The organism is Providencia sp. PROV175, from assembly GCF_032707045.1.
GTDB classification, from domain to species: Bacteria; Pseudomonadota; Gammaproteobacteria; order Enterobacterales; family Enterobacteriaceae; genus Providencia; species Providencia hangzhouensis.
In genome coordinates this window covers 1,447,246-1,462,521 of record NZ_CP120533.1, presented here as the reverse complement: position 1 = coordinate 1,462,521, position 15,276 = coordinate 1,447,246, and the positions used below count along the sequence as shown (strand labels likewise).

General features: G+C 37.6%; 15 protein-coding genes. 8 read left to right on the top strand and 7 right to left on the bottom strand.

Annotated features, from left to right (window positions below):
• Nucleotides 1-678: 678 nt before the first annotated feature.
• Nucleotides 679-1,581 carry a carboxylating nicotinate-nucleotide diphosphorylase gene (nadC, locus tag P3L44_RS06275; RefSeq protein WP_140171017.1) on the bottom strand — a complete coding sequence of 301 codons (903 nt, stop codon included), beginning with the start codon at nucleotides 1,579-1,581 and terminating at the stop codon, nucleotides 679-681.
• A 105-nt stretch (nucleotides 1,582-1,686) separates the two neighbouring features.
• On the opposite strand from nadC, the gene ampD reads away from it, so the two are divergent.
• From ampD to yacG, 7 genes are all read left to right on the top strand, one after another.
• Nucleotides 1,687-2,232: a 1,6-anhydro-N-acetylmuramyl-L-alanine amidase AmpD gene (gene ampD / locus P3L44_RS06270; RefSeq protein WP_140171349.1), complete on the top strand. Its 546-nt coding sequence runs from the start codon at nucleotides 1,687-1,689 to the stop codon at nucleotides 2,230-2,232.
• A gap of 266 nt (nucleotides 2,233-2,498) precedes the next feature.
• Nucleotides 2,499-2,924, top strand: a complete 426-nt coding sequence (gene ppdD, locus P3L44_RS06265; RefSeq protein ID WP_112307201.1) for a prepilin peptidase-dependent pilin — start codon at nucleotides 2,499-2,501, stop codon at nucleotides 2,922-2,924.
• A gap of 14 nt (nucleotides 2,925-2,938) precedes the next feature.
• Nucleotides 2,939-4,339 carry an ATPase, T2SS/T4P/T4SS family gene (locus P3L44_RS06260; RefSeq protein WP_272662107.1) on the top strand — a complete coding sequence of 467 codons (1,401 nt, stop codon included), beginning with the start codon at nucleotides 2,939-2,941 and terminating at the stop codon, nucleotides 4,337-4,339.
• 1 nt (nucleotide 4,340) lies between these two features.
• A complete protein-coding gene (locus tag P3L44_RS06255) occupies nucleotides 4,341-5,528 on the top strand; it encodes a type II secretion system F family protein (RefSeq protein ID WP_272662106.1) in 1,188 nt (395 codons plus the stop codon).
• Between the two features lie 150 nt (nucleotides 5,529-5,678).
• Nucleotides 5,679-6,284, top strand: coding sequence for a dephospho-CoA kinase (coaE, locus tag P3L44_RS06250; RefSeq protein ID WP_112307199.1), 606 nt, complete (start codon nucleotides 5,679-5,681; stop codon nucleotides 6,282-6,284).
• 8 nt (nucleotides 6,285-6,292) lie between these two features.
• Entirely contained in the window at nucleotides 6,293-7,051 is a 759-nt protein-coding gene (zapD, locus tag P3L44_RS06245) for a cell division protein ZapD (protein ID WP_140171022.1), read from the top strand.
• 16 nt (nucleotides 7,052-7,067) lie between these two features.
• Nucleotides 7,068-7,265 carry a DNA gyrase inhibitor YacG gene (yacG, locus tag P3L44_RS06240; protein ID WP_004262008.1) on the top strand — a complete coding sequence of 66 codons (198 nt, stop codon included), beginning with the start codon at nucleotides 7,068-7,070 and terminating at the stop codon, nucleotides 7,263-7,265.
• A gap of 69 nt (nucleotides 7,266-7,334) precedes the next feature.
• Here yacG and mutT read toward each other — a convergent pair whose 3' ends face one another.
• The 3 genes from mutT to secM form a co-directional block, all read right to left on the bottom strand.
• Complete coding sequence (mutT, locus tag P3L44_RS06235) at nucleotides 7,335-7,748, bottom strand: 8-oxo-dGTP diphosphatase MutT (protein WP_004262011.1); 414 nt, start codon at nucleotides 7,746-7,748, stop codon at nucleotides 7,335-7,337.
• 61 nt (nucleotides 7,749-7,809) lie between these two features.
• On the bottom strand, nucleotides 7,810-10,521 hold the full coding sequence (gene secA / locus P3L44_RS06230; RefSeq protein ID WP_272662105.1) for a preprotein translocase subunit SecA: 2,712 nt from the start codon (nucleotides 10,519-10,521) through the stop codon (nucleotides 7,810-7,812).
• A gap of 96 nt (nucleotides 10,522-10,617) precedes the next feature.
• On the bottom strand, nucleotides 10,618-11,148 hold the full coding sequence (gene secM / locus P3L44_RS06225; RefSeq protein WP_272662104.1) for a secA translation cis-regulator SecM: 531 nt from the start codon (nucleotides 11,146-11,148) through the stop codon (nucleotides 10,618-10,620).
• Between the two features lie 75 nt (nucleotides 11,149-11,223).
• Here secM and P3L44_RS06220 point away from each other — a divergent pair, with 75 nt between their 5' ends.
• Nucleotides 11,224-11,745, top strand: coding sequence for a DUF721 domain-containing protein (locus P3L44_RS06220; RefSeq protein ID WP_272662103.1), 522 nt, complete (start codon nucleotides 11,224-11,226; stop codon nucleotides 11,743-11,745).
• Nucleotides 11,746-11,783: 38 nt separating this feature from the next.
• Here the strand turns inward: P3L44_RS06220 and lpxC are convergent, their stop codons facing one another.
• The 3 genes from lpxC to ftsA all read right to left on the bottom strand — a co-directional run bounded on the left by lpxC (nucleotide 11,784) and on the right by ftsA (nucleotide 15,275).
• Nucleotides 11,784-12,701 carry a UDP-3-O-acyl-N-acetylglucosamine deacetylase gene (gene lpxC / locus P3L44_RS06215; RefSeq protein ID WP_004913165.1) on the bottom strand — a complete coding sequence of 306 codons (918 nt, stop codon included), beginning with the start codon at nucleotides 12,699-12,701 and terminating at the stop codon, nucleotides 11,784-11,786.
• A 99-nt stretch (nucleotides 12,702-12,800) separates the two neighbouring features.
• Nucleotides 12,801-13,958, bottom strand: a complete 1,158-nt coding sequence (gene ftsZ, locus P3L44_RS06210; protein ID WP_004262022.1) for a cell division protein FtsZ — start codon at nucleotides 13,956-13,958, stop codon at nucleotides 12,801-12,803.
• Between the two features lie 60 nt (nucleotides 13,959-14,018).
• Nucleotides 14,019-15,275 (bottom strand): cell division protein FtsA, encoded by a 1,257-nt coding sequence (gene ftsA, locus P3L44_RS06205; RefSeq protein WP_004262024.1) that lies wholly within the window; start codon nucleotides 15,273-15,275, stop codon nucleotides 14,019-14,021.
• Nucleotide 15,276: the final 1 nt, after the last annotated feature.

Sequence of the window (15,276 nt, the reverse complement as noted above, 5' to 3'; positions counted from 1 at the left end):
TACCAATTTATTTATGGGTTAATAAAGTAACAAAGTATTCACTATCTGTCCATAAAGACCTTGCGCTAAATCATAAAATCCTGCAAATCTTAACAATTTTTTTTAAAATTTAGCATGAATTGATAACTTAATATGCAATTTGATATGACATGTTTTAACATTAAAAACGATTTTTTATGCTAAAATGCAAAAAATGAACCGTTAAAGCAAGCAATATAATGAATTTAAATTTAAAATAAGTGCATTTAAAATCAAATCAACTCATTAATTGCAGTCTTTACTCGTTTGGAACACAACAACGTTAATGAAATGTTAAAATTGCAAGTGATTTTAAATTTAACTCAAATTTTATTGATTAAATTACACTCAAGCCTATCTATTATTTTAGAATAAAATTGATGTCGAAAATAAAATAGCACTGTAATGTTTCAATTTATAGGTGGCACGGAAAATGCGATAAGGTTTCGAGATTCGATTAGCTAGGAGCTACAAAATATTTCGTTGTAACCCATTAAATAGTTAAATCAATGCCAAAATACAATTTGGTAACGAGTGAGTCAGATGTTAGTCACCTATTTAACGCATTAACGTAAATAGGTGACTAATGTATAGGTCTCATCAATAACACTAAGATTAATGAGCCCAGTTAAGGCACCCTGAGTGTATTAACCGGATCACTTACCTATTCTTATCAATAAAACGCATAGACAAATCCATGGCTTTAATATGTTTGGTTAGCGCCCCAACAGAAATAAAATCAACCCCTGTTTCTGCGAACTCTTTTATCGTTTCTAATGTGACATCGCCAGAAACTTCAAGTGCCGCTTTTTCTGCCGTTAACACTACCGCTTCTTTCATCATAACTGGAGTAAAATTATCCAACATAATGATATCAGCATTCGCTTTTAAAGCTCGTAATAGCTCATCTAAGCTTTCTACTTCAATTTCAATTGGGACATCCGGATGGGCGCTACGCGCTAATTCAACAGCTCGCTCGACTGAACCTGCGGATATAATATGGTTTTCTTTTATTAAGTAAGCATCAGATAAACCTAGACGATGATTAAACCCTCCCCCCATCAATACCGCATATTTTAAAGCGGTTCTTAAACCAGGGATAGTTTTACGGGTATCAAGTAACTTCGCTCTTGTACCTGTGATTTGTTTTACATATTCGGCAGTTATACTTGAAACAGAAGAAAGCGTTTGAATGAAATTCAAAGAGGTGCGTTCACCTGTTAATAAAATTTGTGATGGGCCATGCATCTCACAGAGAACTTGGTTAGGGGTAACGGTTTCACCATCTTGAACTTTCCAATCAATGTTGACTTGCCCACCAAGTTGAAGAAAAACTTCATCTAACCATTGTTTCCCACAGAAAACGCCATGTTCACGAGTAATAATTCGAGCACTCGCTTGTGTGCCTACATTTAATAGCTGACCAGTAATATCTTTTTTATAATCAACAGATTGACCTAAATCTTCTTTCAAAGCAACACTGACCATAAAAGGAATGTCAACCTGCAACCGCTCAAGAAGCATTTTACGTCTTTGTTGTTCATCATATCGCCGTATAGTCATTTTAACTCCAAAATATGCACTCGCTTTGTTTCATCTATGCTAATCTTTTCGTTCGCAGATAACGAGTGTTAACAAAAAAGAAAAGAGAATACTATGGATAACGATATGAAAATACATAATGGTTGGCTAAATAATGTGACTCATATCCCTTCTCCACATCATGATGAGCGCCCCTCTAATACCATACCTTCTCTTCTAATTATTCATAATATCAGCCTTCCTCCAGGACAATTTGGTGGCCCTTATATAAACCAATTATTTACAGGGACTTTAAACCCTGATGAACACCCATTTTTTAATGAAATCAGACATCTTCGAGTTTCAGCTCATTGCCTAATACGCCGTGATGGTGCAATCATTCAATATGTCCCCTTTCATTTACGGGCTTGGCACGCAGGGCAGTCTTCCTACCAAGGCCAAGAAAAATGTAACGACTTTTCTATTGGTATTGAGCTAGAAGGCACTGATTTTGAACCATTTACAGAAGAACAATATCAATCCCTTACTTATTTAACTAATTTACTTATACTTGAATACCCACTAATTAAAAATAATATTACTGGTCATAGTAATATAGCTCCTGGTCGTAAAACGGATCCTGGCCCATTTTTTGATTGGGGATATTATAAGAATAAATTAAACAATTATTAACTTCATAATTATTAGCGGATAATATCTTTATTCAATTTACCCGCTAATGAAAAATATATAAACTTATCTTCTCTTAATTTATAACTGAACTCCAGCCTCTATTTTTTCTTTATTATTTTTTTGCGAAGCTGCTCGAAGAAAAATGAAACCCCACGCACATTTCAATAAAAAATCACAAATCGTTTCGCACTACCTTTTTTAAACTCTAATTTTAACTTAAAAATACAATTATGATGAAACCTCACTTAACAACGGAGGTTTTATTTATGAATCAACAAGGATTTTCACTCATTGAAATTATGGTAGTAATTGCAATTATATCAATTCTAAGTGCTATTGCTATCCCTGGCTATCAAAGCTATATGCAAAAAGCAGCAATTACTGATGTACTCCAGACTGTTATCCCATATAAAAACAGTGTTGAAATATGTAGCTTTAATCGAGGGAGTTTATCACAATGTAATGGAGGTAATGATGATATCCCTACCAATATAACTGGAAAATACATTAGTAAAATAGAAGTTAAATCTGGAGTTATTACATTTTCTACTGACAAATCATTATCAGGCTTAAAAGTCACATTAACACCAACCCTTCCTAGCATAGGCACCCCCTTTAATTGGACAGTTGTTTGCGAAAACAAAGATAATGCCAAATTGAAGTCATTATGTAATAAAACCTTTGTGTTTTAACTGGAAGTATTTATATGAACATGACTAAAAACGAGCAATTTATTTATAAAGAACTTAAGAGTATATGTGATAGAAATTACATTATAATCATCGATTATAATCAAAAACGGTTATCTATAGCTGTTGTTAAAAAACCAGATGACAACTTGATCGCCACATTAAAATTTATTGCTAGTGTCCCTGTATGCTATGATATTTGGCCAAAAGAAAAAATAGACCATTATTTTAATAATACAATACATGAAATAAAGGAGGAAGAAAATAGTTATCAATCTCCAGAACCCGAACTATTAAGCACTTCATCTCCTGCGATTAGTTTTGTTGAGGAGCTATTAAAAACAGCGGTTCATAAACGCTCATCAGATATACACCTTGAGCCGACTAAGCAAGGGTTAAAAATTCGATTACGTGTCGATGGAAAGTTATATTTTATTCCTTCTCCACCTTACGAAATTAATAGTGAAATTATTGCTCGTATAAAAATATTGGCAAAAATGAATATCGCGGAGAAAAGACTTCCACAAGATGGCCAAATGAGTTGGTACTTTGATGGACAAAACTATAGCATCCGTCTTTCGAGTATTCCGACAATTCATGGGGAAAAATTGGTCTTACGTATTTTAAATACACAATTAAAATATTCTTTAGAGCACATAGGGATGTGCTCTTCCCTTCTAGAGTTATTAAAAGAGTATTTAAATCGTCCACAAGGATTAATTTTAGTCACAGGGCCGACAGGAAGCGGTAAAACAGTAACTCTTTATAGCTACTTAGAATATTTAAATCAATCCTCAAGAAATATAACAACCATTGAAGACCCAATTGAAATTCCATTACAAGGAATCAACCAAACTCAAGTCAATGAAAAATATAAACTTAATTTTTCTTCTATTTTAAGGGCGCTACTGCGACAAGACCCTGATGTCATTATGATCGGTGAGATTCGTGATGAAGAAACAGCTAAGATCGCGACTCGAGCAGCGCAAACTGGCCATCTAGTTTTGTCGACATTGCATACCAATTGTACATTCAGTGCAATAGAGAGAATGAACCAATTAGGAGTAGAAAATAGTCAACTTAAATCATGTTTGAAAATGGTTATTGCACAAAGATTAGTAAGAAAACTTTGCCCTCACTGCAAAGAAAAAACACCTAAGAAAACTAAATTACACAATAAATGTGTAATTAATGAATGGTCCTCAAAGGGGTGTGAGCTATGTTTTTCTGGTTTTATGGGAAGAACCGCTGTTTATGAATATATAGATCAAAGCAATATTAGCGAAATACTGACAAAAAATACATTAGAAAATCAAAGTAATTTTGTTAACCTTTTTAATGCAGGAATAGAGCTTGTTGAAATGAGTGAGACAACTCTCCAAGAAATCTATTCTATCATCGGAAATGGAGTAAATTAACATGTTTATTTATTCATATATCGCCATTGATTTTAACAATCAATTAACATGCAGCACATTAATAGCAAAAAGCAAAAAACATGCATTCATCAACATATCTGAAAGAAATTTAATTCCTGTACAAATAAAGTTAAAAACATTATTTTCATTAGACAAAAAGAATATTAATTATCGAATTCATTTCTTCCACCAGTTATCTTTATTATCATCATCAGGTATTAATCTCGTACAATGCTTAAAAATATTACATACCAACTGCCAACTTCCTTTTTGGATTGATATTATTGAAAACTCGATAGTTCATATAGAAAAAGGAGAGAAGTTTTCACAGTATTTGAAGAAGCACCCAACAATATTTAATGATACTATAATAAGCATTGTTACCATTGCCGAAAAAACAGGGCAATACGAACAAAGTTTTAGTACAATCAATTCAATATTGGAACATAATAATAAAGTGTCTTTAATCATCAGTAAATCGATACGATACCCAATAATTCTTTCTTCATTTTCAATAATGTTATTAATCATTATGATGGTCTATGTAGTTCCTCAATTTGAAAACATCTATCAAAATACCAGACACGAATTACCACTCGTTACAAAAATCATAACCTTTATTTCAAGCTTTCTAAGAGAGTACTTAGTTTACTTATTTTCTTTTCTTTTACTTTCTCTCCCTATCGTATTTAAATTCAAAGAAAAAACATTATCTTTATTAAAAAACACAATAATTCACCTACCGATATTCAAAAAATCATTACAACTCCATAACTTAAGCTTGTATTTTTTAACGATGCACTCAACAATTAACGTAGGGTTATCATTATCCGAATGTTTAAAATGCACAATTCAAACTATCAATAACCATCAATATAAAAAAGACTGTGAACACGTGCATATATCGGTACATAAAGGAGAGTTACTGTCCCATGCTATGAAGAAAACCAAGTTCTTTCCTGATTTATCTGTACAGCTAATGTCTATTGCAGAAGAATCTGGAAAAATACACTACTTTTCAAAGTATTTATTCAAATATTATTCAGAGCAATATATTTTTATTACTGAAAAAAATCTAAAAAATATTGAACCTATTTTACTCCTTTTAATTGCCATCCTAGTAGGTATGATCATGTTAGCAATGTATCTACCGATATTTAATTTAGGTAATGTTATAACTGAACTATAAATAATTTCATGTGGATATGAATATTACATTTTATCCTAACAACTTTATATAATATTTTTTTAAACTATTCACAGTATATTACTTTGGATGAAGACAAATGATTTATTTCAGTGTAATCTATTTTTTTTCAACAAGTAAATGAATAATCATATGCCTTATATAGTTGCTTTAACAGGTGGTATTGGAAGTGGTAAAACAACAGTTGCAAACGAGTTTGCTAGACTTGGAGTCCCCCTAGTTGATGCCGATGTGATTGCACGACAGGTTGTTGAGCCTAACAGCCCAGCCCTTGAAAGCATTAGATATCACTTCGGTGAAGATATTATTCTTCCCAACGGGTGCCTAGATAGGCAACGCTTACGAGACATTATTTTTTCTAAGCCCGATGAAAAAAAGTGGCTGAATGCTCTACTTCATCCATTGATTCAACAAGAAACGCAAAAACAATTTCAACAAATAGATTACCCTTATGTATTATGGGTAGTCCCTTTATTAATTGAAAATAATATTCATCATTTGGCTGATAGGGTATTAGTTGTTGATGTTACTGTCGAAGAACAAATTCAACGAACCCTAAAAAGAGATAAGACCAGTTTAGAACAAGTAACTAATATACTTAATGCACAAGTTAGTCGTGAAAAACGACTTAATCATGCCAACGATATAATAACAAACCATACTCATGGCACGGATCTCTCTGACAAGGTAGCAATTCTTCATAACCAGTACTTAACACTAGCAAGAATAAAAAAATAGGAATTAAAATGGGCGAATTAATTACAACAAATTTAATTACTTATGAATACCCAATGAATGAAAAAATTCGTTCGTGGTTGCGCCTTGAAACACTTTTATCTCAAATTTATGAGTTAAGTAATATTACCTCCTACTCTACTGGTATTGCTTTTTTTCGCTCAGTTTCAGAATTAATTGAAATCCTAGATAGAGGAGAGGTTCGTTCTGAGCTTATAAAAGAACTAGAAAAACAACGAACTCGGCTATCTAATTGGGCAGAAGCTCCTAACGCTGATAACCAATTAATATCTACATTACTAAAACAATTATCAGAAACAACATCCAATTTAATGTCCGCAGCACGCTTTGGCCACCATCTACGTACAGATAAAATTATTAGTATGGTACGGCAACGTTTGAGTATTCCTGGTGGCTGTTGTAGTTTCGACCTACCGACTTTACAACTTTGGTTAAATATTCCACAAAATGAACGAGACAAGGTCATTAGTGGCTGGTTGCAAAGCCTCGACCCACTCAATGATGCATTGCAAACTGTTCTAACACTAATTCGGCAAAATGGAATCTTTGAACAAAAAGAGTCTCATAATGGTTTTTATCAAGACAACGTAGAAGGTAAAGAACTGCTACGCATCAAGTTAACTGCAGAACACTTGGTATACCCACAAATCTCTGGCCACAAAACACGATTCGCACTACGTTTTCTACATATCGACAGTGAGAATGGTATACTCCCCGATATTATTAATTTTGAGTTATCCTGTTGCTAGCTAGAGAAATATTTTTATGAGTGAAATCATTGAAGTTAATTGCCCTACATGTAAAAAAATAGTTGTTTGGAATGAAAATAGCCCGTTCCGGCCATTTTGTAGTAAGCGTTGTCAACTTATTGACCTTGGTGAATGGGCTAGTGAAGAAAAACGAATTGCGAGTCAAGGGGATATTTCTGACAGCGATGACTGGAGTGAACAACCAGATAAATAATGTATAAGTCGTGACATCGTAAATTAAGTGGAAAATATATTATTGTGTATTTTCCACTTAATATCATTATCAGCTATTATGTTGATCACTTCTCTGTGTTAATAAATCAACAATGATACGGTTTGCTGGGGGAAATTCTTCAGCTTTAAGCTCATGCTGAGAAACCCAACGCGAATCCTGCCCTTCTCTACCATACGGTTCATTTTCCCATGAAGATACCATAAAAAAATAGAGTGTAATGAAACGGTCATCAAACTCATGGTCAACCCGATGAAATAACTCGTTCTTAGTCACTACAATTCCAACTTCTTCTTCAAGTTCGCGAATTAAAGCGGCTTCAGGTGATTCATTAACTTCAAGTTTCCCACCGGGAAATTCCCAAAAACCAGCCATATGCGTGCCTTCTGGTCGTTTAGTAATAAAAATTTTTTGCTCGGGGTTACGAATAATCCCAGCCGCGATATGCAAATGTTTTTTTTCCATAATTTTTTCGTCAAAAAGGCGGGTTACCCCGCCTTTTTTATATTAATGAGTTAATAGTAAATTAATTTAAACGGCCATGGCATTGCTTGTATTTTTTACCCGAACCACAAGGACAAGGGTCATTACGGCCAATTTTGTGACCTTGGGTTGCAATTTTAGCTTCGGTTTCAGTCATTAAAGATTCAGCGCCCGCTTCATGGCTTAATTGTTGCCTCTTCGCTAAACGCTCAGCTTCTTCACGACGCTGTTGTTCTAATGCTTCAACCTCTTCAGGTAAACGAACTTGTACCTTAGATAAAGTACTAATCACTTCATATTTCAATGCTTCAAGCATGTTAGCAAACATACTGAAAGATTCACGTTTGTATTCTTGCTTAGGATCTTTTTGCGCATAACCACGCAAATGAATACCTTGACGTAAGTAATCCATTGACGCTAAGTGCTCTTTCCATAACGTGTCTAATGTTTGCAACATGACACCTTTTTCGAAATTACGCATCGCTTCCGCGCCAACAATTTCTTCTTTATGATCATAAACTTCAATCGCTTTTGCCATAATACGTTCACGTAATGTTTCTTCGTGTAACTCTGGCTCTTTATCTAACCACTCTTTGATTGGTAAATCGAGGTCAAAATCATTGACTAAACGCTGATGTAGCCCTTCGATATCCCACATTTCTTCAAGTGATTGAGGTGGAATATAGGCATCCATCGTTGTGGTTAATACATCTTCACGAATGCTATCAACCGTTTCTTTAATATCACCGCCATCCAGTAGTTCATTACGCTGAGTATAAATCGCACGACGTTGGTCACTAGCAACATCATCATACTCAAGTAATTGTTTACGGATATCAAAGTTACGGCTTTCAACTTTACGTTGCGCATTAGCAATAGCCTTGGTCACCCATGGGTGTTCAATCGCTTCACCCGGCTTCATACCTAACTTTTTCATCATGCCAGTAACGCGGTCTGAAGCAAAAATACGCATCAGCGCATCTTCCATTGATAAGTAAAAACGAGATGAACCCGCATCCCCTTGACGACCGGCACGACCACGTAACTGGTTATCGATACGACGTGACTCATGACGTTCTGTACCAATAATATGTAAACCACCTGCTGCTAAAACAGCGTCATGACGAACTTTCCAGTTTGCTTTGATTTCATCAATTTGCTCTTGAGTTGGCTCTTCTAATGCAGCAACCTCAGTTTGCCAGCTACCACCTAGCATGATGTCAGTACCACGACCGGCCATATTAGTTGCGATCGTTACAGCTCCAGCTTGACCCGCATTCGCAATGATGTCAGCTTCCATTGCATGGAATTTTGCATTCAAAACATTATGAGCAATTTTAGCTTTTTTCAACGCATTCGAAATCAATTCGGATTTTTCGATTGAAATTGTACCAACAAGAACGGGTTGCCCATTGGCAGTTCTTTCACGAATATCTTCAATAATTGCTGCAAACTTATCAGCTTCGTTCATATAAACGAGGTCAGGTAAATCTTTACGCACCATTGGGCGGTTAGTTGGGATAACAATTGTATCGAGTTTATAAATTGAGCTAAATTCAAAAGCTTCGGTATCCGCAGTCCCCGTCATACCTGCAAGTTTTTCATATAAACGGAAATAGTTCTGGAAAGTAATTGAAGCCAAGGTTTGGTTTTCGTTTTGAATTTCAACGCCTTCTTTCGCTTCTACTGCTTGGTGTAAGCCGTCAGACCAACGACGCCCTTCCATTGTACGGCCAGTGTGTTCATCAACAATAACAATTTGACCGTCTTTTACAATATAATCAACGTCTAAGGTAAATAGCGCATGAGCACGTAAGCCCGCCATCACATGGTGCATTAACATGATGTTAGAAGGTGAATATAAAGACTCTCCTTCATCCATTAAACCTTCTTTTGCTAGAAGCTCTTCGATTAACACCAGTCCACGTTCAGTTATAGTCACTTGACGCGATTTTTCATCGACAGAAAAATGGCCTTCCCCTTGGAAAGTATCTGAATCTTCTTTCTCTTGACGTTGAAGATATGGAATAAGTTTATCAACTTTTTGGTACAGTTCAGAACTGTCTTCTGCAGGACCTGAAATAATCAGTGGTGTACGCGCTTCATCGATAAGAATGGAGTCAACCTCATCCACCAAAGCATAATGCAATTTACGCTGAACACGCTCTTCAGGGCTAAACGCCATGTTATCACGTAGGTAGTCGAAACCAAATTCATTATTAGTACCGTAAGTAATATCTGCCGCATATGCTTCACGTTTTGCAGGCGGGGCCATACCTGGCAGGTTGATACCCACAGTTAAGCCTAAGAATTCAAATAATGGACGGTTATTTTCAGCATCACGTTTGGCTAAGTAATCATTCACCGTAACTACGTGAACCCCTTTACCACTTAATGCGTTGATATAAGCAGGTAATGTTGCTGTTAAAGTTTTACCTTCCCCTGTACGCATCTCTGCGATACAGCGTTCGTTTAGTACCATTCCACCGATAAGCTGTACATCAAAGTGGCGCATACCAAATACACGTTTACTTGCTTCACGAACAGTTGCAAATGCCTCAGGAATGATACTTTCTAAACTTTCACCTTTCGTTAAACGCTCACGAAATTCCACCGTTTTTGCTTTTAACTCATCATCAGATAACTTTTCGAAATCGGGTTCAAGACGGTTAATTTTTTCAACTTCTTTACGTAAACGGCGCAACGTACGGTCATTACGGCTACCAAAAACTTTGGTCAAAATCTTTGTTAACATATTTTAATCTCTAATAATCAATTAATTACTTTAAATTTTTATAAATTTTATGGCGTAAAACAGCACAGCGATGAGCTGTTTTACCATGAATGAAGATTAAACTGTTAACGGGCCGGCACGAATGCCGTGTACTTGAGCAATCCAAATTGCAGGTTGATAGGCAATAATATGGGGATAGTTATAATGACTAAATTGAATAACACTTTCATCCCACTGAAGTGAACGCTGTGCTAACATGGCATACAGCGTGTCTAACATCAGTTGTGGGGCAATAAGCTGTTCAGTCTCTTCTGTTGCAGTGTTTACATCATCGTCTTCTGTCGCCGAAAAAGCAAAAGTTAGCTGCCGAATAACGTTTCTTACCGCATGTTGCTGCCAGTAATTTACTGAATAAGATGACGATGATGACGAAGAGCGTTGGGAATTCTGTTGAGCAAATAAATTGTCAAAAGCATTCACAGCTTGGCTTTGGCGATTAACTGGGGAAGAGTTAACCTGTGTGTGTTGAGATTCTGATAACGCATTTAAAATTGTAGGCAAGCCGACACCCGTGGCAACCACACCTAATAGCAGGTGGGACCAAAAGTATTTTCTTCCGAGTTGTCGCCAAAAATTTAAAATGCCCATCAAACTCTTATATAATGAATAAGTGACAAAATTATTATTTGTAATTCGTTGTTTCATTCTCAGCCGGAGCTAAAAATGAGAGATAGTCATCCACAAGCACTTTTTGATGTTCTTGAAGGATCATTGGCAACATCATCGAACACTTTACAAACTATTCAACGTAATGCAAAAGCGATTATCAAACTGAATCGTGCTGTAAAAGGGTTACTGCCGGCTGAAATCAAACCCATGTGCCGTGTTGCAAACTATCGTAATAATGTTATGGTCATTGAAGTGGCAAACGCCAGTTGGATGACCCGACTTAATTACGAAAAACTCAATCTTCTTTCTGCATTAAGAACGTCCATTCTACCATCTTTATCTTCTATCGACATCAGAATCAATCCCGATCTTATGCGAAAATCGAGGCAAAATAGCTCAGTAACTAAGCAAACAGTCTCAATAAGTCAAAAAATGAACGAACGCCAGATAAGCACACAAACCGCACAAGCACTTTTGAAATTAGCAGAGAATAGCCCGAAGGGATTAAAAGAAAGATTTGAGCGGCTGGCTGCACTAGCCGGAGAGAGTACTAGTGCAACCAACAGAAAGGGCTAACTTCGATTAGCTTTCGAAGATAGCTGCATAATCACGTCTTATGCAAACACCGCTGAAGGTGCTTTGAATGCGACAGGCAATTGAGCTTCGTCTTCAAATGTGACGAGATCCCAAGCTGATTCTTTCGCTAAAACTGCTTGTAACAGCTTGTTATTCAGTGCGTGGCCTGATTTAAACGCGGTGAAAGCGCCAATAATGTTATGTCCACACATGAATAAATCACCAATTGCATCCAACATTTTGTGACGAACGAATTCATCTTCAAAACGTAAACCATCTTCGTTAAGAACTTTATAGTCATCAACAACGATGGCGCAGTCAAAACTACCGCCTAAGCACAAGCCTTTTGATTGCAGATATTCAATATCACGCATAAAGCCAAAAGTACGCGCACGGCTAATTTGATTTACAAATGATTCCGCTGAGAAATCAAGTGAGTAGCGTTGTGTGCTACTATCAATCGCTGGGTGCTGAAAATCAATTGTGAAATCAAGGCTAAACCCATTATAAGGTCGCATTTCAGCCCATTTATCACCATCTTCAACACGTACTGTTTCTTTTATACGTAAAAATTTCTTAGCACAATTTAATTCTTCAATACCGCCATCAAGCAGTAAGAATACAAATGGTGCGGCACTGCCATCCATAATAGGAATTTCAGGCGCATTGACTTCAATAACAATGTTATCGATACCTAACCCTGCTAAGGCAGCATTCAAATGCTCAACAGTCGAAATACGCACGTTATCTTCGTTAACTAAGCAAGTACATAACATGGTGTCACGAACTGATTTCGCATCTGCCGGAAAATCAACCGGTGGATTAAGGTCAGTACGACGGTAGATGACCCCGGTATTGGCCGGCGCTGGACGTAATGTAAGCGTAACTTTCTTGCCGGTATGTAAACCAACACCAGTCGCTGTAATAATACGTTTTAGTGTCCGTTGTTTGATCATCGTATTTTTCTCGCAATGTTATAAGTCCTACTGATCATCATACAAGATAATCAGTAGGAAATTTTAGCACAAAAAGCGGAGAAACCAATATAAATAAAATTAATCGGCCTGCTTACGCAAGAACGCAGGAATATCAAGATAATCTGGTTCTTTATTTGTTTGCGTATTTTGGTCATTGACCGCTTTAGCCGCTGGCTTCTCTTCTGTTAATGAAGACATGCTATTTTGCATTTGCTGATAGCGCTGTTCCATTGACGCCTGCTGAGACATCTTGTTGCTAACTAGAGTAATTTCTGGACGTTTGTCCATACCAATACCTGTAGCAACAACAGTGACACGCAGTTCTTCGTGCATTTCTGGGTCAAGAGATGTACCGATTACCACAGTTGCATTATCAGATGCGAAGGCACGGATAGTGTTACCCACCGTTTCAAACTCATCCAAGCGCAGGTCGAAACCAGCTGTAATGTTAACCAACACACCACGTGCACCAGACAGGTCGATATCTTCAAGAAGTGGACTAGAAATAGCCATTTCTGCCGCTTCTTCTGCTCTATCTTCACCACGAGCAACACCTGACCCCATCATTGCGTAGCCCATTTCTGACATCACAGTACGTACGTCAGCAAAGTCTACGTTCATTAAACCTGGGCGTGTAATCAGTTCAGCGATACCTTGTACTGCACCTTTTAGTACGTCATTTGCCGCACCAAAAGCATCCAGTAATGAGATACCACGACCAAGTACTTTCAATAATTTATCATTTGGGATAGTGATCAGTGAGTCAACATGTTTTGACAACTCAGTGATACCTGCCTCTGCAAATGCCATGCGCTTTTTACCTTCGAAATTAAAAGGTTTAGTCACGACAGCAACTGTCAGAATACCCAATTCTTTGGCAACCTCGGCAACGACCGGAGCTGCACCAGTCCCTGTACCGCCACCCATACCTGCTGCGATAAAGACCATATCCGCGCCATCTAAAGCATTACGCAGCGCCTCACGGTCTTCTTCAGCGGCATTACGGCCAACTTCAGGGTTTGCACCTGCACCCAGACCTTTGGTAATACCGGTACCGATCTGGATAGTTTGTCCAACTGCGGTTTTACGCAGCGCTTGTGCATCTGTATTGACAGCGAAGAATTCAACGCCTTCAATACGTTCACGCACCATGTGTTCAACGGCGTTACCGCCGCCGCCGCCAACGCCGATGACTTTAATCACCGCATCGTTGGTTAGCTCCATTGGTTCAAACATAATGTCTCTCCGTTTTGTGCTTACTACTTTTGAAGCTAATAATATGCTTCTTTATCAAAATTAAAATTCTTTTCTCAGCCAACTGGTGATTTTACTAAACCATCCACTAACTGATGCACGTTTTTCTACTTCGGTATCATCGCCTAAATGGCTTTCTTTACCGTAATGCAGAAGCCCTACTGCTGTTGAATAATATGGCTCCTGCGCATAATCCGTTAACCCTGTGATGTTGAGCGGTGTACCAATTCGCACTTGCGTATGGAACACTTTTTGCGCACATTCGACTAGACCATCAATTTGTGCGGCCCCACCAGTCAACACGATACCAGCTGCCAAATGGTGTTTGACACCTTGTTGGCGTAACTGTTCCTGTAAATTTAAAATTTCTTCATTTACTAAGTTTAACAGCTCAGTATACCTTGGCTCTATCACTTCTGCTAAGGTTTGACGCTGTAAGCTTCTTGGTGGTCGCCCACCAACACTTGGTACTTCCACGGTCTCGTCTTTACTCACGATAGAACCGACTGCACACCCATGACGCACTTTGATGGCTTCTGCATCACTGGGTGGTGTTCCAAACGCATAAGCGATGTCGCTTGTCACCACATTGCCTGCATACGGGATGACTTTTGTATGGCGCAAAGCCCCGCCAGTGTAAACCGCCATATCCATAGTGCCGCCACCGATATCAACGACACATACACCTAATTCACGCTCATCTTCCGTTAAAACGCTATAACTTGCAGCGAGACCGGCAAAAATAAGCTGGTCAACTTTTAACCCACAACGTTCAACGGCTTTAACAATATTTTTTGCCATATCGTTATGGCAGGTGATCAAATGGACTTTGGCTTGCATACGTACACCGGATAAACCAACCGGGTTTTTAATCCCTTCTTGGTAATCTATTGCAAATTCTTGCGGTATCACGTGCAAAATTCTGTGCTCATCGCGAACACGTACCGATTTTGCTGTATGCACAACACTGTCAACATCTTCTTGCGTCACTTCTTCTTCTGAAACTGGCACCATACCAATCTCATTTTGGCAACTGACGTGCTTACCCGATAGCGCAAGGTAAACCGATGAAATTTGGCAGTCAGCCATGAGTTCTGCCTGATCAATGGCTCTTTGTACACATTTTACCACTGATTCAAGATCGTTTACGCCACCTTTGTCCATTCCACGAGATGGACAACTTCCCACCCCAATAATATTAACCATACCATCGGGCAGAATTTCGCCAACAAGGGCTGATACCTTGGAAGTTCCAATTTCAAGGCCTACCACTAATTTTCTGTCCGTTGCTTTAATCATT